Genomic DNA, 25,193 nt, shown 5'->3' with positions numbered 1-25,193 from the left:
GGCGGAAAATCAGGAGGGAGGGAAACAGGGCATCGGCAACATGTTTCATCTTCAATGCATTGGACAGACTTTGGCTAGTCTATCGCAATACTGACGCCACGGCGTTGCACAGCCATTCCATCCTCGACTCATTCATTCCAGCGACGTTGATTCTGCCGCTACCCACCAAATACACGCCGTGTTCGCTACGCAATTGGTCGACCTGCATCGGTGACAAACCGCTGAATGAGAACATGCCTTTCTGGTCCAACAGGAACGAGAAGTCTTGGTCGACACCTGTCGCGGCCATTCCATCGACAAATTGTTGTCGCAGTGAAGCGATCCGAGTTCGCATCTCGGCGAGCTCTCCGTGCCACATCTGAGTCAGTCCCTCGTCGCCCAACACGGTGGCCACAATGGCACCGCCGTGGCGGGGTGGGTTGCTGTAGTTGGCTCGGACGACTCGTTTGAGTTGGCTGAGAGCTGCCTTGGTGGTGTCAGCGGATCCGGACACCAGGCAAGCGGTTCCGACACGTTCGCTGTACAGACCAAAGTTCTTGCTGAATGACGAGCACACGATGGCTTCGTCGACATGCCGAAGCACCGTGCGAACGCCGTTGGCATCTTCTTCCAAGCCTTCGCCGAAGCCTTGGTAGGCAAAGTCCAGCAGCGGGGTCAGGTTCTTTTCCGCGACGACGCTGGCGATTTGTTCCCATTGCTGCGGTGTCGGGTCGACTCCGGTTGGGTTGTGGCAACAAGCGTGCAGCAGGACCGCGTCGCCGGCCTTGGTTTTGGTTTTCAGGTCTTCGATCAAGGCGTCGAAGTCCAGCGTCTTTTTGTCCGAACCCAGGTAGGAATAGGTTTCCACGGGCAAGCCGGCAGCGGCCATGATCGCGTTGTGGTTGGCCCAGGTTGGCGTGGGCAAGAAGATCCGCAGCGGTCCGCACTGAGTGGCCAGGAATTCCGCCGCCACGCGGAGGGCACCCGTGCCGCCTGGTGTCTGGACCGCAGCCACTCGTTCGGGGGCGATTTGATCGCCGAAAATCAATTCCCGGGCGGCTTCGCGGTAGTCCGGCAGGCCATCGATGGAGAGGTAGCCCTTGGTCGATTCGGTTTCCAAAAGCCGTTTTTCGGCTTCTTTGACACACCGCAGCACGGGCGTGGTGCCCGTTGCGTCTTGGTAAACACCCACGGACAGATTCATTTTGGTGTCGCGTTCATCGGCTTTGAACGCTTCGGTCAGTCCCAAAATGGCGTCGGGAGCAGCAACAGAAATGGAATCGAATCGGTGCACGGGGAAACCGAAATCTGAGTGGAAGTGAGGGAGTCGGCGTCACAATGGGCCGACGGAGCCACGAGAATAACTACCCAGCCGGATTTCGCCTACACGCGGGAAAAGACGGAGCCGGAGTTCAGGGGGTGGAGCACGTTCTCCGCTCTCTGCAACTTGGCCCTCAGCACTCTATGCTACTCCCATGCTTGTCACTCCTGAATCTGATCAAGCCAACCGTCTCTGGGCGGTTGGTATCTCTGTCGCCTTGGCCCTGCTGATTGCTGGCGTCGCGTTGGTTCGGCCTTGGGCTCTGGCCGCGTTGCCGCTGGCGTGGGCCGTGCATTGGTGGCTTCGGCGGCGAACGGTGCGGCGATTGCAAGTCATGGCGGCGCCCTTCCCGGACGTTTGGGAAGCCGCGTTGCAAACGCACGTCGTGTACTACCGTATGCTCGACGAGGATCAACGCGACGGTTTCCGCAATCGCATGAAGGTCTTTCTGGACGAGGTCGCCGTCACAGGGATCCGCACCGACGTCGATGAAACAACGCGAGCATTGGTGGGTGCCAGCGCAGTGATCCCAATCATGGGGCTGGAGGACTTCGAGTACTCCGGGTTGGGCGAAGTGCTGATCTACCCCGGTTCCTTTGGTGCGGATTATCAAACCGAAGGCGGTGGCGACAAAAACACCTTGGGGATGGTCGGTGTGAATCATCTGAGCGGGGTGATGATCTTGTCCAAGCCGTCGTTGCTAGCAGGGTTTGCAAATTCAGGCGATAAACGCAACGTCGGCATTCACGAGTTCGCTCACTTGGTCGACAAAGCCGACGGTGAGGTCGATGGGATCCCGATCTCAGCTTCCGCGGAAGTGACTGAGCCTTGGGTGAAGTGGGTGGGGCAAGAGCTGCAGTCGGAAGGAACGCGATCGGGGATCGACGACTACGCGTACACGAATGAGGCGGAGTACTTCGCCGTGCTGTCGGAGTATTTCTTTGAAAAGCCGGCGCAGTTGCAAGCCAAGAACCCAAAGCTCTACGCGATGCTTCGCAAAATGTACCACCAGGATCCCAAGCGTCTGTTTCGCGGTCGTCGCAAACGTCGCGGGAAAGTCCAACGCAACGATCCGTGTCCCTGCGGAAGTGGCGATAAGTTCAAGCACTGCTGCCGCCGCAAAACGATGCAAGGCTTGCCGGCCAAACCGTAGGCCAGGTCCCACCTCTCTCGTAGCCGGATTCGCCAGAATTCGGACTGGATCACAACCGAATTCTGGCGAATCCGGCTACATCGCATCATCTGAAATCGGTTCGTGGCCGCGGGGTGTCATCAGCGATTGCCAAACACGGTGGTCGATCGTTTCCGAAATGAAACGGGTGCCGCCGTCCGCCATGGCTGCGTTGACTCCTTCGATATGTGCGGACGATGGGCGAGCCAAGTCGGCGGCGTTGGTGCGACTCATCTGCATCGTTTCGGTGAGCTCGCGTTCGCCGTTGATCCGGTGGATCTCTCGCGGTTGCTTGCCGTTGCTCCAGTCCACCCCGTGCCAAACCATCGTGTTGGTGAATCGACTGAGTTTCGGGTAGAGCACCTCGTCGGGATGGCTCTCAAAGATCAAATCCTCATCGTTGACGAATCCTGATCGGTGCCAAGACAACGCGTGCAGCGATTCGGAGAACAGGACGGTGTTGCCCGCTCCATCGCGAAAGTCATCCAGGCGAATTGGTTTCGCGATCGGAACGCGGGCCTCTGCGTCGGATCGTTCCAAGCGAGCGGAAACCTGGTTCCCAAAGGCTCCGAATTCCTTGCTCATTGATTCGGCAAACGCGACCGTCTTGGTTGTGCCATCAGGGTGAAAGATCGTGTGCTGGCCAGCGATCATGTCGCTCGGTGGAAAGAAGATACCGGCGTTGGCGACGTAACTGTTGCGTCCGCTGTCCTCACTTTGGGTGGGATCCGTTGGGCACTGCATGATCGCCAGATTCGGTGTCGCCAGCGGGTGAAAGCCTCGGCCGCTGAATCCGGTGGTGGAACCTTCGGCCCGAGTGAGGATCGGATAGCGGTCCTCGGTCCAGTGTTCGTAGGTCGGTTGAGCGTCCAGCCAAGGCAACAACGCGACCGCCCAGGGCCCGATCTTTCGATGAGGAGCGAGGTTTTGCGAGCTGGTTTCAGGGGAATCGGCGGAGGGATCAATCAAAGGCGAAAGGATGGTTTCGGTTTCGGGATCCCAGCCGAAGTGGCCGAACTCCATCGCCCATCCTGGCAGTTGGTCCTTGGCAACCGAGTACTGGATGGCAGCCAAGCTTAGGTTTTTGATTTGGGTGGAGCATTGGCTTCGGCGACCACCACGAGGTGGTCCGGTGACCGCTGGGATCAGCAGTGCCATCACAATCAAAATGCAAAACAAAACCACTGCCACTTCCAGCAGCGTCACTCCGGATCGATTGCCTCTCATCGTCGCACCTCGCGGTTCCGGGAATTCGAACAGCGTCCTCCGTCATTGTAGGCCAAGTCCGTCAGCGGCGTTCGTAGGCCAGGTCCCACCTGGCGTTGGTTCATTGCAGGCGAAGGTTGTGCTTGCGAGAAGGGGTGGCTGGACGCCTCGCTTGGTTCCCAAGCATTGGCGAGGTCGCCAGGTGGGACCTGGCCTACGTCGGATGGTTGCCCGGAGGGATGCGGAAGCATCCGCAGAGTAGAACATTTGTCCCCAAATGTTTGCGTGGTCGGTCGCCGTCGTCGAGCGGCGTGACGCGAACGGTTTGACGCTGACTCGGGTGCGACGAGGCTTGGCCTTGGCGGGTGGCCCGACGGAACAGTTGAGACAACTGTTCTACTCTGATCTGGTGCTCGCCAGGTCGTCCGCCTGGATGGAGCGTGCTGTGAGTTCGATTGAAAAAGTGAAAGTGACAATTTGAAATTGTAAAATCGGACTCGTGGGTCAGGTCCCACCTGGCGTTGATGCTTGGCAGGTCAACACGCTTGGACAATCGTAGGCCGGACCAAGCGAAGCGCCGTTACGGCACCCCAGGTCTGGATCATCGCGGCCGCAACCACCACGACTGCCGGAGCGGCGTCCCTCCGGTCCTTGATCCGGCCTCCAACTGCTGAACGCCTCGCTTGGTTCCCAAGCATTGGCGAGGTCGCCAGGTGGGACCTGGCCTACGTCGGATGGTTGCCCGGAGGGATGCGGAAGCATCCGCAGAGTAGAACATTTGTCCCCAAATGTTTGCGTGTCTGATGGGTGTCGTCGAGCAGCTTGAAGCGAACGGTTTGACGCTGACTCGGGTGCGACGAGGCTTGGCCTTGGAGGCCTGCCCGACGGAACAGTTGAGACAACTGTTCTACTCTGACCTCGTGCTCGTCAGCGTGGATGGAGCGTGCTGTGAGTTCGATTGAAAAAGTGAAAGTGACAATTTGAAATTGTAAAATCGGACTCGTGGGCCAGGTTCCACCTGGCGTTGGTGCTTGGCAGGTCAACACGCTCGAACAATCGTAGGCCGGACCAAGCGAAGCGCCGTTCCGGCAACCCAGGTCCGGATCATCGCGGCCGCAACCACCACGACTGCCGGAGCGGCGTCCCTCCGGTCCTTGATCCGGCCTCCAACTGCTGGACGCCTCGCTTGGTTCCCAAGGCATTGGCGAGGTCGCCAGGTGGGACCTGGCCTACGTTGGATGAGAAAATGCCGCTCTCACTCGGTGGCGTTCTTTGCGAGTTGCTCTTCGATGATGCTGACCAGTTGTTTGGGGCTGAATGGTTTGCTGACCAGGGAAACCAAGCCGGGGCGTTCGACAATTTTGTCGGGGTCGATTTCAAATCCCTTGGCGGTGCACAGGACAATCACTGAAATCGGCGACGTTTCGACCACGCGGCCGATCAGTTCCAGGCCGCTGAGGATGGGCATTTCGTGGTCGGTGACCAGCACATCGAACTTTTCGTTGGACTGAATCGTGTCCCAGGCCAGTTGTCCATCCGCGACCGCGGTCACATCCATTCCAGCGCGGTCCAATGTGAATTGCAGCAAATGCCGCAGAACGGGGTCATCTTCCGCGATCAAAACCCGTGTTTTTTGTGCAGCATTCATGTTTTTTTGCGATCATTCATGGGGGCTTGCCTGCCTTGCTTGTCTTGACGTTAAGTTCCGGCGATTTCTATACTTCGGGCTCACGGATTCGAATCCCTTCACCCCTGCGAACGTATGAACAGCGAGCGACGTCACCAGCTGAACGAGAATGAACTTGCCGGAGTCCTCGACAAGTTGAATCACTCGATTGAGCCTTACTCCAAGACAATTGCCTTGGGTGTCGCAGCGTTTTTCGTTGCTGTCTTGGGATATGGAGTCTATTCCAGTACACGATCGGACAATCGAAGCGACGCCACGTTGCAGTTGATCGATGCGTCCATCACCGGCGACACAGAGAGTCTAGCGACCATCGCCGCCCAATACCCGAAGACTTCCGCTGCGGCTTGGGCACGTCTTTACCAAGGTGGCCAGCAAATGGGACTCGGGTTCTCATCGTTGTACACCAGTCGAGATGAAGCGGAAACATTGCTCGACGATGCCGTCGACGCTTACAAGCAAGCGATGGAGCTGAGCAACGACGCCATGATCCAGTCGCGTGCCCATTACGGTCTCGCGCAAATCGCGGAAGCTCGGGGCAACGTCGAAGAAGCGGTTCAGGAATACGAAGCCGCGATGGCGGTGGGCGAATCCGCCGCGATGATCGAAGAAGCCAAGGCTCGAGTCGCCGCACTCTCGTCACCTCAAGCCAAGGAGTTCTTGGCCTGGTTCCAAGAACAAGACTTCTCGCCAGCGGAACCGAGCATGCCGCCGTCGTTGCCAGGAGCCGGTGAACTCCCCGATCTGCCAGACTTGGATCTGCCGCCCTTGGATTTTCCAATGGACGATGCAACCGAAGCCAGTGCTGAAGTGACGGAGGAAGCAGAGGCAACCGAAGAGCCAGCGATGACCGAAGAGCCAGCGATGACCGAAGAAGCCGCCGAAACGGAAGCCCCTGCCGAGGAAGCCGCCGCGGAAGAGGCTGCTCCGGAAGAAGCCGCTGAGCCAGCCGAAGAAATGAAGGAAGAGCCTGCGGCCGAAGAAGCGTCCACCGAGGAAGCTGCCAAAGAAGAAGTTCCGGCAGAAGAAACGGTGGAAGCAGAAACGCCTGCTGAGGAAACGCCAGCTGAGAAAGCTCCTGCAACAGAAGAAACGCCCGCTGCCGATGAACCCGCCGCATCCGACGAGTGATGCGCGAATTCGTCGTTCCTGAATCCGCGCATGGGTTTCGAATCGATTTGTTCTTGACCCAGTCCTGCGATGGCTACAGCCGATCGCAAATTCGGGACGCGGTTCAGAACGATGGTGCGGAAGTCGATGGGCGGGTCATTCGTCCCAGCTACAAAATCAAAGCTGGGCAGACGATCCGGTTTCGCGTGCCTCCCCCGGCATCCGATGACACGGTGCCTGAGAACATCCCGCTGGATATTCTCTATGAAGACGACGGATTGGTCGTCATCAACAAGGCTGCGGGGATGGTGGTGCACCCGGCGCGTGGCCACTGGTCGGGCACGCTGACCAGCGCGCTCGCGTTTCGGTTTCAGTCGCTATCCGACGTGGGCGGGCCCACTCGTCCAGGCATTGTGCATCGGCTTGACCGAGACACCAGCGGCGTGATCGTCGTTGCCAAGAACAACGCGGTGCACCTGAATTTGGCTGCCCAGTGGCACGACCGATTGGTGCAAAAGGAATACACCGCGATCACATCCGGTCGACTTGACCGAGATCGCGACTGGATTCATGCATCGATCGGGCGTCATCCGTACCAGCGCGACAAACAAGCGATCCGTGAAGACCATTCGACCAGCAAGACGGCGTCAACGTTTTACGAAGTCGTGGAACGCCATGGCCGTGTGACTCGAGTCGACGTGCGGCCCAAGACCGGGCGAACGCATCAAATTCGAGTTCACCTGGCGCACATCGGTTGCCCGATTCTTTGCGATCGATTGTACGGTGGTCACTCCGAGTTGAGCCGCTCGCAGATTCGCCGGATGGCCGGCATGGAAGTCGCCACGCCCGGTGTGCAGCCGACTCCCGAAGATCAGCAGGTTTTGCTGGGGCGTCAGGCCCTGCATGCCAGAGCGTTGACGTTCACCAACCCGCAAACAGGGAAGGAAATGACGCTGACCGCGCCCATTCCTCCCGACATGCAAGCCGTTCTTGATCTGTTGTCTTCTGACTCTTCTCTTTGATTCTTCTCTCTGCAATTTCTTGGAATCTCGTCGCCATGGCTGAGCTGTTTTCGATCTCCGGTTTGTTCACGCTCGGGATGCTGGTGCTGTTGCAGGCGGTGTTGGGGTTCGACAACCTGCTTTACATCTCGATTGAGAGCAAACGGGTCGCCGAGGACCAGCAGTCCAAGGTTCGAAAGATCGGCATCGGATTGGCCGTGATCTTGCGAATTGTGTTGTTGTTCGTGGTCGTGAGATTGATCGTGTTGCTGGAAGAGCCGTTTGTCGAGCTCCACAATGGCTACATTGACGCTGCAATCTCCGGGCATAGCTTGATCGTTTTGTTTGGTGGCGCGTTCATCCTCTGGACGGCTCTCAAGGAGATCTATCACTTGCTGGCCGAACCTGAGTTGGGGCATTCGGAAGACTCGGCGAAAGCCAGTGTTGGCAAGACGATTGGTTTGATCGTGATGATGAACTTGGTCTTTTCGTTCGACTCGATTCTCAGCGCGATGGCGCTCACCAAGAGTTTCGCGATCATGGCAACGGCGATCGTGATCAGTGGTGCGATGATGATTTTCTTGGCCGACCGGGTGGCGGATTTCTTGAAGAAGAACCGCATGTACGAAGTCCTGGGGCTGTTCGTGTTGTTCATCGTCGGGGTGATGTTGGTCAGCGAAGGCGGTCACTTGGCTCACGTTGCGTTGTTCGGTCACGAAGTGCACGCGATGGCCAAGAGCACGTTCTACTTTGTGCTGGCGATTTTGATTGTGGTCGATGTGGTTCAAGGCAAATACCAAAAGACATTGTTGGCTCGGCAGGACGCCGCCAAAGCAAACTCGCCAAAGAAAGCCCAAGCCTAAAGGGATCCGATGTCCGCTTCCCCGCACCGACGGCCGGCCCCCAAGCGACGCCCCGTCACGGATCTGGAGCCTGGCAGAGTTCCACCGCCCAAGGCTGTTCAGCCGAAGTCGGCTCCGCCCCCGGCCGCTCCTTCCAGGCGGAAGGGGACGGCGCCCTCTGTGGTGGCAGCCAAGTCGTCGACGTCAGCGAAACACGCGTCCAAGCCAGTCGCCAATTCAGCAGCGGTTCCACCAGGAGTCGTTCCGCCTCGCGACCGGGACACTTTGTTTGCGCTCGCGGAATTTCTGCAGACGCGGCGGCCCGACCCCCAGCGGATCCCTGTCGTCCAGCGTGAGATTCACGCCGAGGTTCTGGGGCTCAGTCGGACGATTGACCGGCCTAACTTCAAGCGGGTTGGACGCGATGATTTGGTGCGTTTGATTCACCTGCTCGACGAAGCTTTCTTCGAAGGCCGCGTGTTGCCGGTCGCAAAGGCGGAAGGGTTGGAGTTTGGGTTTTCGTCTCGGATGACCAGTGCCGCCGGCAAGCTCGTGACGCATTATCCCGGCGGCAAACGGGATGGGCCGCGGCGTTTTGAGATGATTCTTTCGTCGACGTTGTTGTTTCAAACGTTCGAGGATGTGGATCGGCCTGTCACAGTCACGGGGCGCACGTGTCGCGATCGCTTGGAAGCGATGCAGCGAGTTGCCGAGCATGAGATGACGCACCTGATTGAGATGCTGATTTGGAACGCGGGCAACTGCAATCAAAAGCGTTTTCAGTCGATTGCACGCAGCTTCTTTGGGCACACCGATTACCAACACAATTTGATCACCCAGCGTGAGCGGGCCGCGACCAAGTTCAACATTCGCGTCGGTGACCAGGTCGCGTTTCGAGAAGGAACGCGGCGAGTGGTCGGCCGCGTCAATCGCATCACTCGCCGTGCCACGGTGCTGGTGAATGATCCGAAAGGGGAGTTGTTCAGCAACGGGGACCGCTATGTTCGGTATTATGTGCCTCTGGAAAAGTTGAGTCTCGTTTCATCGAAGTAGAGGTCCCTGATGCCGTCCGTTCTTGCTGTTGCCGCGCACCCTGATGACATTGAGTTCTTGTTTGCGGGGACGATGTTGCTGCTTGGCCAGCGTGGCTGGGATCTGCACTACATGAATGTGGCGGACGGTTCTCGCGGCAGCACCACGTTGGGGCCACGGGAATGTGCCGCGACGCGATTGGAAGAGGCCAAACAAGCCGCCAGGTGTCTCGGGGCAACCTTTCACCCTCCGATTTGTGCGGACATGGAAGTCGCCTACACCACCGAGAATGTTCAGAGGGTTGCCGCGGTGGTGCGTCAGTCCAAGGCGTCGATCGTGTTGACGCATTCGCCCATTGATTACATGGAAGATCACGAGAACGCTTGTCGGTTGGCGGTCAGTGCCGCCTTCGCCCACGGGATGCCGAACCTTGAAAGCATTCCACCGACTCCGGTCTACATGGATCCGGTGACGGTCTATCACGCTCAGCCCGTCGGTTGTCGTCAACCAACCGGTGAGTTGGTGACGCCGCATTTCTATGTGGACAACGGGGATGTCGTGGAGCAGAAGGCCGAGGCATTGGCATGTCACGCCAGCCAAAAGCAATGGCTCGACGAGAGCCAAGGCATGGACAGTTACATCGAGTCGATGCGAGATCTGTCACGCATGGTGGGGACGATGAGCGGGCAATTTGAGCACGCCGAAGGCTGGCGTCGCCGGGAGCACTGGGGGTTCTGTGGGCCTGGCGATGATCCGTTGCGAGCGGCACTGACGGATCAAATCGCCGAAGGAATCAGGGGCCTGTAGCTCGGTGGTTTGCCACCGAGGCGCGCGACGTTGTTCCGCGATGCGAATTGCAAATTGCAAATTGTTTGTGGCCTGGACCAGGGGAACACGCTCTCATTTTGGCCAACGGCCAAGTTCGATCCAAAACGGGTGGGTTGATGTTGGCCGTTGGCCAACAAAACCGACTGCAAAAGCGCAGCCTCGAAACCCGACGCGTCAGCGAGGGACCGCGCGCATCCCCACGCCGGCCCCATCCGGGGCGACCGTCCACGTTCCGTCATACCCATCTCGGGGCTTCCGCCCCGAGCTAAGAACGACGGCCCCATCCGGGGCGAAGAATTGAGCCGCCCCTGTCGCCGCTCCGCGGCTTTCGCGACTTGGGTGTGCGTTGGTCGCGGCCAGTCCTTGGGTTGAAACCCAAGGCTGGCCAAATGCCGTCGCTCCGCGACTGTTCGGTCGAGATGGCGCCAACCAACCGCGGAGCGGTGGCATTCGATAGCGTCGGGTTTCAACCCGACGTCTCGGGTGTCCGCAACTCAATTTAAAGCCGCGGAGCGGCGACAGATCGTTCCGAGCTTGTTGCCAACTGTCGTCGCTCCGCGACTTGGGTGTGCGTCGGTCGCGGTCGGACCTTGGGTTGAAACCCAAGGCTGGCCAAATGCCGTCGCTCCGCGACTGTTCGGTCGAGATGGCGCCAACCAACCGCGGAGCGGTGGCATTCGATAGCGTCGGGTTTCAACCCGACGTCCCCCGCGGTTGCGGAAACACGTTACGAGTCGATGCCGAGTCGTTTTTGAAGCGTTTTTAGATCGGTGCTCATGGCTTCCAGGTGTTGCGGGACGAGCGCTGGGTCGCGATGGTCGAGGTATTCCTCGTGCAATGAGATCGGGCATTTCAGGTCACTGGTTTTCACCGCATCAAAGAATCTTTGGCTGACCAGCCCATCGCCCAGGGGCACGTTTTCAACCCGGCCATCGACCCATTGATAGTCTTTGACGTACAGCATTCGCACGCGGGGCTGGATCATTCGCCAGGTCACCGGCCAGCTCATGCCGCCTTCGACTTGGGCGTGACGGATGTCATAGACGACACCCATGTGATCCGGCGAGATGTCCGTCAGGACTCGGTCGAGGTCCCAGAGCGAGGCGCCCAGGTAGTTTTCGCCGGCATGGTTTTGATAGAGGGCCTGCATCCCGATTTGCCCGCAGTAGTCTGCTAGCTTTCCGAATTGTTGTTTCCAGTGATCCAGTTGGCTCGCGATGGGTTGTTGTCGGTCGTACTTGCCGTATCGCATGCGGAATCGCGAGATGCCCAGATCGGCTGCGGTTTCCAGAACGGTTGCTCGATGTGGATCGTCCAAGTCACCAATGTCGGTCGTGATCAGCGTGATTTCCAAGCCATGCTTTTGCATCGCCTTTTGCATCGCGGGCAGTTTCTCAGCGGCTTCTGCGGGGGCCACGTTGCCGCCTTTTCGCACGGTGGCTTCGACGCCATCGAAACCTGCTTCGGCAAGTGCCGAGGCCATTTCGTCAAAGGACATCGAGTTCAGTGGCTTGGTGAACACGCAGATGGGCCACCGGCTCTCGGTTTCAGGATCCGCCGCGAAAAGACTGCGAGTTGGCAGTGAAGCAAGTGACGCGGCGGCAAGCGAGCCAGCGAGAAAATCACGGCGGTTGGGCATGATGGATTCCGAGAGAGCGGTGGGGGGGGGGAGGTGGGGCGTCACTCGTGCCGCGGATGCAGGCAAGGGAGGACGAGACCAGTTTAACCGAACCGTTCACCACCGTTTTCATGCGTGTGGCAGGGCGGGGGTCGTCAACGGAGAGTAGGGCACGGCCTAACGTGGCAGCGAACCACCGCTGGCTAGCTGACGAAGGCGGATTCGAGGCCGCGGGTTTGCATCAAAAATTCTTTGATCGACGGCAGTCGATCATCGACATTCGGTTCGATCATTCGCATGATCACGCGAGCCACTTTGGGGTGGATGTCGTCACGGCGTTCGAGAATCGGGGTGGAGGTTTCCGTGTCGTGCTGCAGCGCCGCGCGTCCGCTGACGATCTCACCTTGCCACGGGTGTTTGAATGTCAGCAGGCAGTAGAAGGTCACACCGAGCGAGAACACATCCACGCGTTGGTCGGTCGCTCGGCGGCGTACAATTTCCGGGCACATGTACAGTGGCGTGCCGGTGCGATTGCCGGGGGCCATGAACGGTGGTGTGGCGGGAACGGACAAGCCGAAATCGATCAGCCGGACACCTGAAACAGTGTCGTCACCTTCTTCGGGTGGGGTGCAAATGAAGTTGCGAGGGCAGACGTCGCGGTGGATGAAGCCTTGGTCGTGCACGTAGGCGAGTGATTCGGCCATCTCTCGCATCAGCAGCATTTCTTTGCCATCAATGACGTCGCGTTTCTTGCGCACGATCACGTCTTGGATCCCCACGCCGGCGATGTATTCCATCACCAAGATGCGTTGGTTTTTGGCTGTGATGCCGTGTTCGAAGGTCTTCACGATCAGCGGATGCTTCATCTGCATCGCGATTTCGCCTTCGGAAGGTTTGTTCAAACCCTTGAAGCGACTTTCGAACAGTTCGTACTTTTCGGGGTCGAGGATTTTGACCCCGACGTTCTCTTTGCGTTCCAGATCGTAAGCAACGAAGAAGTTGCTCATCGTGCCGGTGGCTGCTGTTCGTGAGCGTTCGAACCGTTTCTCCACATCGATCCGCTTCAGTGAACCGCCGCTGCCTTTGGAGAACGCGCCTTTGATCGAATCGAACAGCCCCATCGGTTACTTCCCGCAGTAGTCGATGGCGGTGGCAATTTCTGTCTTCAGAGTTTTGCGATGGACGATGCGATCGATGTAGCCATGCTCCAACAGGAATTCGCTGGTTTGGAACCCTTCGGGCAGTTCGATGCCGATGGTGGCTTTGATCGTTCGCGGTCCGGCAAACCCGATCAGGGCCTTGGGTTCGGCAAAGACCAGGTCACCGAGCGAGGCGAAGCTGGCGGCAACCCCACCCATGGTTGGATTGGTCAGGACACTGATGAACAGTCCGCCTGCGGAGTGATAGCGCGAAAGAGCGGCGGAGACCTTGGCCATTTGCATCAGCGACAGGATGCCTTCGTGCATTCGGGCTCCACCACCGGAGGCGCTGATGATGATCAGTGCCAGGTTTTGTTCTGTGGCGCGTTCAATCAATCGTGTCAGGCGTTCGCCGACGACGGATCCCATGCTGCCCATGATGAACGCACTGTCGGTCACTGCGAATGCGACTCGACGAGCGCGGATCATGCCGGTGCCGGTCAGGACCGCATCGGTCAAGCCGGTGCGTTTCTGTTCGCCGATCAGGCGTTCGGCGTAGGGGCGGCGATCGCTGAATTCGAGCGGGTCCGTCGGCCGAAGATGTTCGTTCATTGGTTCGAACGTGCCATCGTCGAGCACCTGAGCGACTCGTTCCCAGGCACTCACATAAAAGTGGTGATCGCACTGGGGACAGACGTTCAGGCGTTGCTGGACTTCTTTGTAGAACAGCGACGCGCCGCACGAGTCGCACTTCCGCCACACGCCCTCGGGCACCCCTCGTTTCCGATTGCCGGCCGTGTTGGGCGCGGGTCGGTTGGGGGTGGGAGAGGTCGGTGTTGCGTCGGCGGTTGACGGCGTCGCGGCTGAAGACGGTTGCCCGTTGCTGTTCACTGCGCTATCCACTGCGGGATTTTCCACTGCGGTATCCATTTCCACTTTCGGGATCAGTCCAAGAGCATGTCGTCCACGGTCATTCCACCGGGGATCATTGGCAGCACGTGTTCTTGGTAGGGCACTTCGACGTCCAACAAGAAGGGGCCTTTGTGATCGATCATTTCTCGCAAGGCACCTTCGAGGTCCGCTTTCTTTTTGACCGTGGCGGCTCCGCATCCGTAGCCTTTGGCGATTTGCACAAAGTTCGGGTAACGGTCGCTGGCGTATTCGAAGCGATCCGCGGTGCTCTTGCCCTTGGCTTCTTCGTGATCGATGGGGCCGAGGTAGGTGTGAGCACGGTTGCGGTCCATGAACCGGTCTTCCCACTGAACGACCATTCCGAGGTGTTGGTTGTTCAGCAACAGGACCTTCACGGGCAGCTTTTCACAGAAGCACGTGGCGAGTTCTTGGATGTTCATCTGGAAACTGCCGTCGCCATCGATGTCGATGACCAAAGCGTCCGGGTGAGCGGCTTGCACACCCATGGCGGCTGGCAATCCGAAACCCATCGTGCCGAGTCCGGAGCTGCTCATCCAGGTCCGCGGCTGGCGGAACTTGAAGAACTGAGCCGCCCACATTTGGTGTTGGCCCACGCCGACGCTGACGTACGTTTCGCGATCGGCGGTGATTTTGCTGAGCGTCGCGATCGCGTGCTGCTGCAAAATGCCGTCGAACGAATTGTCGTACTTCAGCGGGTACTTGGCTTTCAGGTCGGTGCAGGTTTTCTGCCAAGCTTCGATTTCGGGGGCCTGAACGATTTGGTTCAGTTCCCGAAGCACATCCTTCACGTCGCCGCGAACAGGGATGTGAGCTTGTTTGTTCTTGTTCAGTTCGGACGAATCGATGTCGACGTGGATGATCTTCGCGTCTTTCGCGAACGCTTCCACTTTGCCGGTCACGCGGTCGTCGAACCGCACGCCCAGTGCGATCAGCAGATCGCAATCGCGAACGGCGTAGTTGGCGTAGGCGGCACCGTGCATGCCCAACCAATCCAGCGAGCGTGGGTCGTCAGGCGAAACGGCGCCCAGGCCCATGATCGTGGTGACGGTTGGAATGCCCGTTTTCTTGATCAGTTCGCGAAGTTCTTCGCTGGCTTCGCCGGAAACGATCCCGCCACCGGCGTAGATCACGGGGCGACGCGCCAATTTGATGGCCGCAGCCATTTGTTTGATCGTTTCGCTGGCAACCTTGGGTGGTTCAGGGGTGTAGCCAGGCAGATCCATTTCCGGATCCATGTCGATTGGGAAGCTTCCCAATTGAACATCTTTGGGCATGTCCACCAAAACGGGGCCGGGACGACCGCTGGTGGCGATGTGGAAGGCTTCCTTCATGATGCGAGGCAAATCAGCCAAGTCAGTCACGAGGTAGTGGTGTTTGGTGATTCCGCGGCAGATTTCGACCATCGGGGTTTCTTGGAACGCGTCGGTTCCGATCGATCCCGTGGGAACTTGCCCGGTGATGCACAGCATCGGGATGCTGTCCAGTTTCGCGTCCGCGATGGCGGTCACCAAGTTGGTGGCACCAGGGCCGCTGGTCGCCATCACCACGCCGATTTTGCCGGTGCTGCGCGAGTAACCCTGGGCCGCGAAGGCACCGCCTTGCTCGTGGCGGGGCAGAATCGTGCGAATCGAGTCCCCGTAACGTGTCAGGGCCTGGTGCATCGGCATGCTGCAGCCGCCTGGGTAGGCGAACAAGATTTCGACACCGTGATCGACCAATGATTTGACGAGTACATCGGCTCCATTCATCGGTTGCTGATCGCCTTTCGCGGCGCTGGCGTCGGAAGAGCTCGAAGCGGTACTCATCGGTGGTTGACTACTGGGGACAGAGTGGGATTCGAAAAGAGTCGAAATGGACCTTGCTCCGATCGTGAAAAACTTCCGAAGCTAGGGCCCTCCAACGTAAATTCCTCAGCCCTGACTGGCAATGGTGAAAACGAGGAACTGACCCCAATGAGCTTTGTTTTAGACCTGTTCGCGATCGCCCTTGGTGGCTCCATTGGGGCCGTTCTTCGCTACCTGATCGCATTGATGGTGGTTTCTGCCCCGTTAGGTGGATGGTTGACGATGCATGGCAGCGTCGGCACGACGCTTGCAAACTTGCTCGGGTGTTTCGCCTTGGGGGGGCTGTATCAATTCTCTCAGGCTTGGCTGGCCTCGGATTGGGTCGCGACGGGCTGGGCGGCGTCCCTGGCCCAACCTCGCACGCTGTTGGCCATTCGGATCGGTGTTTTGGGGAGTTTGACGACCTTCAGCACCCTGATTGGCGAAACCGCTGTGTTTGCCTCGCAGGGACGAATTTTGGCCAGTTCCCTGCTGTTAGGGATCAATGTCATCGTTGGCTGGTGTCTTTTTTGGGCCGCGGTGTCGGTCGTTCGGAACTGGACCTCATGATCGCTTCGGTTGTTTCACTTCCCATTGGCAATTGGGTTCTGCGGTTGCTGCCCCTGCTGGCGGCACTGCTGGCCGGCTGGATGGCGGCTCCTGCCAGCGGCCAAACCATGCCTGGTTTTTACAACGCGTTTGGCAAGACCGGCACGACTCGCAGTCGCCACGTGGCTTCGACATCAGAAACCTTTGATTTGCCTGCCACGTATGTTTCGGCGTCGCAATTCGCCGAGGATGCCTCGCTGCACGCGGTCTCTGTCTCGCCCGACGGCAATGTTTTGGTCGCCGTGGGTGACTGGGGCGTGATCGTTCGCAGTGAAGACGCGGGCCGAACCTGGCGGAACTTGGCGTCCGGAGTCGACTTGGCTCTGTGTGATGTTCGTTTTCTGAATGAAACTCGCGTGGTCGCGGTTGGTGGTGGCTACGAACCTGTCACGGGACTGAGTCGTGGGGTGGCGATCGCCAGCGACGATGCTGGGCGGACTTGGCACCGAGTCGACGCGTTGGAAGCGACGAAGTTGCACCGGATGGCGGTTCGAAACAGTTTTGATGCTGAACCACTGCCCGCTGGTTCCTTGGAGGCAATCGGGGACGACGCGGAAGCTTCGGCCGGGAATCGTTTTCACTCCTTCGATGGCGGTTTGACTTGGTTGGAAGACACCGCTCAATCGCCCGAGTCACGCGCCAAGTTGCATGACTGGTTGCGTCAGGATGCATTGGTTCAAGACAGCCAATCGGCTCGCCAGACCAAAGGCGAAGGATGGCGAGTTCGCGTGGGGACGCATGGGATCATCGAGCGATCGACGGACGATGGACAAACTTGGGACCCTGTGCGCGGTGCCGGACGCGCGCCCGCCGTGATGTTTGTGGCGGCTTCGGAACAGACCGTGCCTTGGGCATTGATCGGTCGCGAAACATTGGAAATGAAACGGCGTGTCGTCGTCGTGCTCGATTCTGCGAAGCCCGCCGGTGCGCACACCGTTGGCAGGCTCGGCCGGGTGCGGCACGCGGCGATGCGACTGGGAGTCGCCAAAGCGGTTTGGTGCAGCAGTCCCACATCGGATCGGCAACCTTGCGTGGATTTGCTGCAGCAGCATCAGCCTGCGGTGGTGGTGCTGGATGCGAATTTGCCGGAGTCGACGCGAAAGGCTTGGGTGAGTGCGACGCTGGATGATTCCAATTTTCCATTGACCGCGTCATTGATACGCAAGCAACCTCGGCGGGTTTACGCCAGCGAGTTGCAGGCTGGCGCCGTCGTCAGTTCCTCCCGCAGTGTTGCTCTTCGCAGCGATGCGCTGTTGTCCGGGCGCGCCGTGTTGGCAGGCGATCTGGCATTGGATGCGATGATGGTGGTTGCCCCAGGGATGGCGGTGCCCGAAAGCGTGGTGGTGTCGCCCGTCCCAGGAACCTCAACCGAACTTCGGCGGGATCTGTCGCTGACCGGAGGGTTGGTGCTGGCGGCCGGTCAACAGTTTGGCTCCGGTGTGACCGACCAAGCCTCGCGACGACGCTTGCAAATTGCGACCGCCAGGATGAGCCAGTTGTCACGTTTGAAAGAGTTGCTCCGCGACCCGGGGCTCCGTTCCAAGGAGCTGGCTGACACGCTGGAGGTTCTGTTGCCTCGGACGGCGTCGGAGGATCGGACGCGGATGCTGTGGTGGTTGTGGATTCAAACTCGGCACGCAGCACAGCTCGCCAGTTCAGAGGGGAATTGGCAGCACGCTCAATCCTTGACGGCGTGCGAAGACATTCTGTTGCGGACGATGGTCGATGCCGCGCCGGTGGACTCCGTGCGGCGGTGGGCGGACTGCATGCTGCAGGCACGACAAGAAAGCTTTGAACGTTCGGTGGTCTCGATGTCACCGAGCCAACCGGGTTGGCTGGCGTCGAAAGCCGGCGGTTCGCACCCCGATTGGGGCGGCACTGGATCTGCCAATCGCGATGGCGTCACCCGTGCAGGGAATGGTTTCGGGAACGCGGGCGGTCAGCAAGACGGAGTGCAATCGGGGATGCATTGGCAAACGCAATCTTTGTCGCCTTTCGCGGTGAAGCCGGTGGCGTATGAATCGACCCCTCCTGCGAGCAAGTCGCGTTCGTCGGCTGGCGGAATGGCTCGCGCCGGTTCGCTGAATGCACTGGCATCTGGAGCACTGGAGAGTTCCTTGCCGACTCTGCCACCGATGAGTCAGCGAACCAACTGGGAATACCATCCCGTTGTGATGGCGGCGCGACGCATCTCGGGCGTGGGTCTGGGGGAGGGTCCGTCGGACGAGGAATCGACTTCTTCCACGCGATCGCCAACCCGGAAATCCAACGCCTTGCCTCGCGTTGTTTCGCGACCGCGATTGGATTGTGAGTTGGACGATGCTTGTTGGAGTGATCTGCGTTGGCAGCGCACCGACGATCTCATGTTCGCCTGTGTGACAGACGGGGAATACTTGTACGTCGCGGTGGTTGACTCCGGGAACTCCGGGGGCTCGCAGACCGAATCCGGTCGGCCCCAGGCGTTGGAGTTATGGATCGATGGCGATGGCGACTTGATGTCATCGTTTTGTTTTGGGTGTGACTCGCGAGGCAACCGTCAAGCGTCGGTGGACGGCACGGTGCGTTGGCAACCGAACTGGTACGCGGCACTGAGTGGATGGAGCGAAAACGAATCGAGCGACGGGGCTGATTCGGAGTCGTCTGTCCGTCGAGGGCCGCGGGTGTTGGCGGAAATCGCGATTCCGTTGGTCGAAATCTTGCCTCGAGCGGATTCCTGGTCGCGGTTCACAGAACAATTTGGGGTCCGCGTGCGTTCGTCGCAGGCGGGGGATTCGGCGGATTCAACGCCGGGCCGTTCGCCGAGCGGCGACGCCGGGCGATTGGCCTCTGATTTTCAAGCGTTGCCCGATCCGCAACACTGGCGATTCTTTCCCATGCCTCGCGAGTGACCGATTCTGGTGAGTCGCGGCATGCGAACGCCCTGATCTTTTGAGTTCGGTTTTGTCTGACACTGCTCCTGAAACTGATTCCGCCGACGAGCCCATTCGGTCGTACACGCGTCCGCCTGAGCAACCCTTGTTCGATCGCGTTCGGACGTGGACGGACGTCATGCCGTGGCTGCGGTTGGTACGCGTGGCCAGGTTGGCTGGCGCGCCGGTTTGGTTGGTCTTGGTCGCGATCGTGGATTTGGTTTGGCGGATTGGGCTGGAACGACTGGTCGGTCACTCGGCCACGGGGGCCCTGGTCGCGGACGGATGGCGGACATCGACGACGCTGGGAGATTTGATTTGGACCGGACCATGGGGCCGTCCGGTTCCGGCCCCGTGGATGGATGGCGTGCCGTTGTTCATGGGCCACTGGGCCGGTGTGTTGTGGACGTTCGTTTGGTGGACTCCCATTGCGATGGTGTTGTTGCGATTGGGAATCCTGCTGACGGCCGGGCGTGATTTGCCAGGCTTTGTGGAGACCTGGAAGATCATTGGCAGGCGTTGGAAGTCGGCGCTCTTGATCAGTGTGTTGCCCGCGGTGTGTGCGTTGCCACTGGTCTTGTTTTTATGGCTGGCCGATGGGGTGGCAACGGGAGAGCAACCTCGCCTGGTCTGGAGTTTCTTGCTCGCACCGCTGGCGCTTCCGGCCGCATTGGTTGTCGGGTTGTTGATGGCGGGGGCGAAGGCGGCGATTCCCTTCGGTTTGGCGGCACTGGTCAGCCAAGAGAAGGTGGACGCGATGGACTGCCTGAGCCGCGGCTACGAGGTCACGTTCCGCCGCCTGCCACAGCTCGTTCTGTTGTTGGTGCCAGCGGTTGTGTTGCTGGCGATCGTGGTGGGTGGCTGGCAGTTGGTCGGTTTGACCGCGATCTCCACGCTGCGGAATCCCGTTTGGACCGCACTCCTTGTGCGTTTCCCAATCGTCGTTGGAATCACCGTCGGCTGGGCCTTGGTCGGGGGCGTGTACTTGCTGCTTCGCCAGTCCGCTGGTGGCCAAGAAGTGGAAGACGTCTGGGACGGTCCCAAGACAAAACCGCTGAAGGTGCCCTCCGTCAAACGCGACACCAAGCCAGAGTAGAACGGTTGTCCCCAACTGTTCGCGTGTCGGCTTTTTGTCTGGGAGACATTTGACGCGGACGGTGTTGAGGTGGGGGTGGACGCGACGTGTCTTGGCGTTGGAATGCTGTTGGACTTGGTTGCCGGAACGGCGCTTCGCTTGGTCCGGCCTACGAATGTGATGTGAGTCGCAGGCTGTCACTCAGGGGGCCCGGCGATGGCGAGTGCGAGAGTAGAACGGTTGTCCCCAACTGTTCGCGTGTCGGCTTTTTTTCTGGGAGACATTTGACGCGGACGGTGTTGAGGTGGGCTGGACGCGACGTGTCTTGGCGTTGGAATGCTGTTGGACTTGGTTGCCGGAACGGCGTTTCGCTTGGTCCGGCCTACGAATGTGATGTGAGTCGCAGGCTGTCACTCAGGGGGCCCGGCGAGTGCCAGAGTAGAACGGTTGTCCCCAACTGTTCGCGTGTCGGCTTTTTGTCTGGGAGACATTTGGCGCGGACGGTGTTGAGGTGGGCTGGACGCGACGTGTCTTGGCGTTGGAATGCTGTTGGACTTGGTTGCCGGAACGGCGCTTCGCTTGGTCCGGCCTACGAATGTGATGTGAGTCGCAGGCTGTCACTCAGGGGGCCCGGCGAGTGCGAGTGCCAGAGTAGAACGGTTGTCCCCAACTGTTCGCGTGTCGGCTTTTTGTCTGGGAGACATTTGGCGCGGACGGTGTTGAGGTGGGGTTGGACGCGACGTGTCTTGGCGTTGGAATGCTGTTGGACTTGGTTGCCGGAACGGCGCTTCGCTTGGTCCGGCCTACGAATGTGATGCGAGTCGCAGGTTGTCACTCAGTGGGCCCGGCGATGACGAGTGCGAGAGTAGAACGGTTGTCCCCAACTGTTCGCGTGTCGGCTTTTTTTCTGGGAGACATTTGACGCGGACGGTGTTGAGGTGGGTTGGACGCGACGTGTCTTGGCGTTGGAATGCTGTTGGACTTGGTTGCCGGAACGGCGCTTCGCTTGGTCCGGCCTACGAATGTGATGCGAGTCGCAGGCTGTCACTCAGGGGGCCCGGCGAGTGCGAGTGAGGATCGACGGTGGAGGCCGCCGTCGACGAATTGGGGCAGACGCATCCGCTCAGAAAATGCCGCCGGTTGGTGGCGGCGTGCTGGGCGGGCCGTTGTTCGTTGGGGGAGCGGGAGCATTCTGGCTGGGAGCGTTTGGGTTTCCGTTGCCCACAAACACGTGCGCGGAGGCTCCCGAATACACGCCCGAATGAAAACTGCCTGAAGACAATGGGTCTTGGTATGGCACGGATTGGGTCGGCACGTCCTCGCCGACCGTTCCCGCTCGGAGTGCATCGAGGAGGGCTTCGATTCTGAGATGGGTCGCCAGCGTCGTCGACACCAAGATTCCGGGGCGATTGGTTCCGCCGGTTGGCAAGGACGCCATGGTGCCCGTGCCGCCAAGTGCTTCCCAGGACTCGGGGTCAACGGTGACTTGGATCAGATTCATGGTTTCGGAGATCGACTCCGTCAGCCCGGTGGCTTCCAGGTAATAAATGCGATGCAGGGGGCGTTCCTCGGCCATCGCGATCGTGGTCACAACCCATGCCTCCTGTTCGAATTGGAGCGTCAGTTGTTGGTCGCGAAGCATTCGACTCATCGTTGACTGGAAGCTTGCCGACTTGGAATGAACTCTCACTGGGATGTCGGCTGACAAGCCTTCCTCTTCCAACGCATGCACATCAATCTCAATGCTGTGGTGAAGGTGTTCTTGGAGCGACTCGATCGCTTCGTCCAGTGGCAGGTTGTCGGTCTTGATCGACACCGGTTGGGCCAGGTCGGACTCCATTTGCTCGGCGACGTCCGCAGAGATTTCCGCCCAGCGATCTGTTGCGATGCCGGCCCGAGCGAGCCGCGTGAAGTCGGCGGTGATCACCAAACCGTCGGAGGTCAGCTTGGCGGCCAGGTTCAGTGGAGCCAGAGCTCGCTTCAAGGCAACCTGCAACGGAATCTCCGCCGCGCGCACTTGGACGACCGCGGAGGACGGGTCGACTTTCGCGATTCGCATCGCGGCTTGGTCGAGTGTGCAGGGGACACCCAGTTCTTCTTGGATCAATCGAGGCAATTCGCTGAGTTTGCGTTCGGTGTCGATTTGCACTCGCTGATGGAATTGATGCTGAAGGAACATCGCCCACTCCCGAGCTTTCTGTTCGTGGGCCGCGGGGCCTGGGGACGGGGCGTGTTGTTGGGGAGGGACGGGTTGTGGTGACGGGCCGCGGTACTGAGGCGGGCTCCAGTACTGAGGTGGGTTCGGGGGTTGGGATGAGCTCGGGGGCTGTGATGGAGGCGACTGTTGAGCGTGATCGCGTGGCGAAGCGTAGGCTCGTGGGGGCTGATAGGGGCCCGGTTGATGGGGGCCCGGTTGATGGGGCGAATCAGGGTGCTCAGGGGTGGGGGCTTGGTAGCCGGGCGAAGTTTGGACGCGGTTGGGGCCTTTGAATTGGGGGCCCTGGAACGCCGGTGGTTGCGCGTTCGTGATCCCGAACAGGCAAGTCACGATGACCGCCACGAGCATGCTGATTGGCCTCGTCTTGTTTCGCTGACTCATCTTCTTCCGCCTGAAAAAAAGGGGGCCGGTGGGGTCCTGGGACGCCAGTGTACAACAGGCACAATCGGGGGGGAGACGATTTGGTGGGCTGTTTCACCCCGGGGCTTTCGTGGTTCGGGCCTCGCCGGTACGCTTTCGGGGTCTGAAATTTTGCTCCTCCAACCATCTCGCGCGTGCCGATGACTGCCACCACCACTGACATTCAAACCCTCGCCATCGACACCATCCGCTGCCTCAGCATGGATGCCGTTCAAACCGCCAATAGTGGTCACCCTGGCACGCCGATGGCGCTGGCCCCCATCGCGTACCAATTGTTCCAAAACACGATGAATTACGACCCTGCCAAGCCACACTGGCCGGGCCGGGATCGATTTGTGTTGTCGTGTGGCCACGCCAGCATGCTGCTTTACAGCACGCTGCATCTGATCGGCGTCGAAGCGACCGACCGTTACGGCAAACCCACCGGTGGCGAATCCATCTCGCTGGACGCCATCAAAAAATTCCGCCAAATCGGCAGCGTTTGTGCTGGTCACCCCGAGTTCGCTGAAGCCGCTGGGATCGAAACCACGACCGGCCCGCTCGGTGCCGGCGTCAGCAACAGCGTCGGAATGGCAATGGCCGAAAAGTGGTTGGCCGCCAACTACAACACCGACGATTTGACCCTGTTCAACTACAACACCTACGCCATCTGCAGCGACGGCGACCTGATGGAAGGCATCGCGACCGAAGCCGCGTCGATTGCCGGCCACTTGAAACTCGACAACCTGTGCTGGTTGTACGACGACAACAACATCACCATCGAAGGTGACACGGACCTGGCCTTCAGCGAAGACATGGGCAAGAAGTTCGAAGGCCTCGGATGGAACGTCGTGCACGTGAGCGATGCCAACGACGTTGACGCACTCGGCAAAGCCATCGCCGAATTCCAAGCCTGCGGCGACAAGCCCACGTTGGTCGTGGTGAAGTCGATCATTGGCTACGGTGCACCCAACAAGCAAAACACTCACGGCGCCCACGGGGCACCTCTGGGATGGGACGAAGTCGCCCTGGCCAAGAAGTCTTACGGTTTGCCCGAAGACGAAAAATTCTACGTTCCCGCCGGTGTGAAAGAACACTTCGCCGAAGGAGTTGGCAAACGCGGGGCAACGGCATCGAGCCAGTGGGAAGACGTTTGGACCAAGTACCAAGCGGCCGAACCCGCCAAGGCTGCTGAGCTGAAAGCCATGTTCGCAGGCGAATTGCCGGAAGGTTGGGACAAAGACATCCCTGTCTTCGAAGCGGACGCCAAAGGCGACGCGACTCGCAACAGCAGCGGCAAGGTCCTCAACGCGATCGCCAAGAACGTTCCCTTCATGATCGGCGGAAGTGCTGACTTGGCACCGTCGAACAAGTCGGACTTGAAGTTCGAAGGTGCGGGCGAATTCCTGCCAGGACAATACAAAGGTCGCAACCTGCACTTCGGCATTCGCGAACACGCGATGTCCGGGATCGCCAACGGTTTGTGCTTGTCCGGTTTGCGTGGATACGCCGCGACGTTCTTCGTCTTCACCGATTACATGCGTGGTGGAATGCGATTGTCCAGCATCATGCATCAACCGACCATGTACATCCTGACGCACGATTCGATCGGCGTCGGCGAAGACGGGCCAACCCACCAACCGGTCGAACACCTGACCGCTTGCCGTGCAATTCCTGGTTTGAACGTCTTCCGTCCGGGTGATTCCAACGAAGTCGCTGAGTGCTACCGCACCGCGATGCAAATCAACGATCACCCCAGTGCGTTTGTGCTGTCTCGTCAAAACATGCCCACTCTGGATCGCAGCAAGTACGCCGCGGCGTCGGGATGTGCTCGTGGTGGTTACATCCTGAGCGACTGCGAAGGCACGCCGGACGTGATCCTGATGGGCAGTGGCAGCGAACTTTACATGGCAGTGGACGCGGCTGAAACATTGACCGCGCAAGGCAAAAAGGTTCGCGTGGTCAGCATGCCTTGCATGGACATCTTTGCTCAGCAGGATGCCGCTTACATCAACGAAGTCTTGCCACCCGAAGTCACCAACCGCGTTGCGATCGAAGCTGGCATCCAAATGTGCTGGGATCGTTGGATTGGCTTGCAAGGCAAATTCATCGGCATGCACTCGTTTGGTGCCAGTGGCCCATTCGATGCCGTTTACGAGCACTTCGGCATCAACGCCGACTCGGTGGTCAAAGCCGCTTTGTCCTGAGTCTCCGTTTGCAAGCCAATCCCTTGTTCGCCAGTTTGCGAATCGGGGAGGCGAGCAATGACGATGCGTTTGGGTCGCTGAGGCGGCCC

General features: G+C 59.4%; 18 protein-coding genes. 10 read left to right on the top strand and 8 right to left on the bottom strand.

Annotation, left to right across the window (positions count from 1 at the left end):
- Window positions 1–79: 79 nt before the first annotated feature.
- Window positions 80–1,273, bottom strand: coding sequence for an amino acid aminotransferase (locus PSR62_RS23415; RefSeq protein ID WP_274405381.1), 1,194 nt, complete (start codon window positions 1,271–1,273; stop codon window positions 80–82).
- Window positions 1,274–1,454: 181 nt separating this feature from the next.
- Between PSR62_RS23415 and PSR62_RS23410 the strand changes: the two genes are divergently transcribed.
- Entirely contained in the window at window positions 1,455–2,453 is a 999-nt protein-coding gene (locus tag PSR62_RS23410; RefSeq protein WP_274405380.1) for a zinc-dependent peptidase, read from the top strand.
- A gap of 75 nt (window positions 2,454–2,528) precedes the next feature.
- Here the strand turns inward: PSR62_RS23410 and PSR62_RS23405 are convergent, their stop codons facing one another.
- Entirely contained in the window at window positions 2,529–3,677 is a 1,149-nt protein-coding gene (locus PSR62_RS23405; RefSeq protein WP_443217322.1) for a DUF1559 family PulG-like putative transporter, read from the bottom strand.
- 1,255 nt (window positions 3,678–4,932) lie between these two features.
- Window positions 4,933–5,325 carry a response regulator gene (locus tag PSR62_RS23400; protein WP_274405378.1) on the bottom strand — a complete coding sequence of 131 codons (393 nt, stop codon included), beginning with the start codon at window positions 5,323–5,325 and terminating at the stop codon, window positions 4,933–4,935.
- 114 nt (window positions 5,326–5,439) lie between these two features.
- On the opposite strand from PSR62_RS23400, the gene PSR62_RS23395 reads away from it, so the two are divergent.
- From PSR62_RS23395 to PSR62_RS23375, 5 genes are all read left to right on the top strand, one after another.
- Entirely contained in the window at window positions 5,440–6,492 is a 1,053-nt protein-coding gene (locus PSR62_RS23395) for a tetratricopeptide repeat protein (RefSeq protein ID WP_274405377.1), read from the top strand.
- A complete protein-coding gene (locus PSR62_RS23390) occupies window positions 6,492–7,493 on the top strand; it encodes an RluA family pseudouridine synthase (protein WP_274405376.1) in 1,002 nt (333 codons plus the stop codon). The genes PSR62_RS23395 and PSR62_RS23390 overlap by 1 nt, the downstream gene beginning before the upstream one ends.
- Window positions 7,494–7,528: 35 nt before the next feature.
- Window positions 7,529–8,335, top strand: coding sequence for a TerC family protein (locus PSR62_RS23385; RefSeq protein WP_274405375.1), 807 nt, complete (start codon window positions 7,529–7,531; stop codon window positions 8,333–8,335).
- A gap of 63 nt (window positions 8,336–8,398) precedes the next feature.
- On the top strand, window positions 8,399–9,367 hold the full coding sequence (locus PSR62_RS23380; protein ID WP_443217465.1) for a hypothetical protein: 969 nt from the start codon (window positions 8,399–8,401) through the stop codon (window positions 9,365–9,367).
- Between the two features lie 9 nt (window positions 9,368–9,376).
- Window positions 9,377–10,153 (top strand): PIG-L deacetylase family protein, encoded by a 777-nt coding sequence (locus PSR62_RS23375; protein WP_274405373.1) that lies wholly within the window; start codon window positions 9,377–9,379, stop codon window positions 10,151–10,153.
- Window positions 10,154–10,901: 748 nt separating this feature from the next.
- Here PSR62_RS23375 and PSR62_RS23370 read toward each other — a convergent pair.
- The 4 genes from PSR62_RS23370 to ilvB form a co-directional block, all read right to left on the bottom strand.
- Window positions 10,902–11,813, bottom strand: coding sequence for a sugar phosphate isomerase/epimerase family protein (locus PSR62_RS23370; protein ID WP_274405372.1), 912 nt, complete (start codon window positions 11,811–11,813; stop codon window positions 10,902–10,904).
- Between the two features lie 182 nt (window positions 11,814–11,995).
- Window positions 11,996–12,913 carry a serine/threonine protein kinase gene (locus PSR62_RS23365; protein ID WP_274405371.1) on the bottom strand — a complete coding sequence of 306 codons (918 nt, stop codon included), beginning with the start codon at window positions 12,911–12,913 and terminating at the stop codon, window positions 11,996–11,998.
- Window positions 12,914–12,916: 3 nt separating this feature from the next.
- Complete coding sequence (gene accD / locus PSR62_RS23360; protein WP_274405370.1) at window positions 12,917–13,867, bottom strand: acetyl-CoA carboxylase, carboxyltransferase subunit beta; 951 nt, start codon at window positions 13,865–13,867, stop codon at window positions 12,917–12,919.
- Window positions 13,868–13,875: 8 nt separating this feature from the next.
- Window positions 13,876–15,669, bottom strand: coding sequence for a biosynthetic-type acetolactate synthase large subunit (gene ilvB / locus PSR62_RS23355; protein WP_274405369.1), 1,794 nt, complete (start codon window positions 15,667–15,669; stop codon window positions 13,876–13,878).
- A 147-nt stretch (window positions 15,670–15,816) separates the two neighbouring features.
- Between ilvB and PSR62_RS23350 the strand changes: the two genes are divergently transcribed.
- From PSR62_RS23350 to PSR62_RS23340, 3 genes are read left to right on the top strand one after another with little or no spacing between them, the layout of a single operon-like run.
- Entirely contained in the window at window positions 15,817–16,257 is a 441-nt protein-coding gene (locus PSR62_RS23350; protein WP_274405368.1) for a fluoride efflux transporter FluC, read from the top strand.
- Window positions 16,254–19,184, top strand: coding sequence for an exo-alpha-sialidase (locus PSR62_RS23345; RefSeq protein ID WP_274405367.1), 2,931 nt, complete (start codon window positions 16,254–16,256; stop codon window positions 19,182–19,184). The genes PSR62_RS23350 and PSR62_RS23345 overlap by 4 nt, the downstream gene beginning before the upstream one ends.
- A gap of 52 nt (window positions 19,185–19,236) precedes the next feature.
- Complete coding sequence (locus tag PSR62_RS23340) at window positions 19,237–20,301, top strand: hypothetical protein (RefSeq protein WP_274405366.1); 1,065 nt, start codon at window positions 19,237–19,239, stop codon at window positions 20,299–20,301.
- Window positions 20,302–21,403: 1,102 nt separating this feature from the next.
- On the opposite strand, the gene PSR62_RS23335 is transcribed toward PSR62_RS23340, so the two are convergent.
- The gene (locus PSR62_RS23335) at window positions 21,404–22,459 is read right to left on the bottom strand and encodes a hypothetical protein (RefSeq protein WP_274405365.1); all 1,056 of its coding nucleotides are present in this window, start codon (window positions 22,457–22,459) and stop codon (window positions 21,404–21,406) included.
- A 593-nt stretch (window positions 22,460–23,052) separates the two neighbouring features.
- Here PSR62_RS23335 and tkt point away from each other — a divergent pair.
- Entirely contained in the window at window positions 23,053–25,104 is a 2,052-nt protein-coding gene (gene tkt / locus PSR62_RS23330) for a transketolase (RefSeq protein ID WP_274405364.1), read from the top strand.
- Window positions 25,105–25,193 lie beyond the last annotated feature (89 nt).

The sequence above is a fragment of the Rhodopirellula sp. P2 genome (assembly GCF_028768465.1).
In the GTDB taxonomy this organism is placed as follows: Bacteria; Planctomycetota; Planctomycetia; order Pirellulales; family Pirellulaceae; genus Rhodopirellula.
This window is presented reverse-complemented; position numbering and strand designations above follow the sequence as displayed.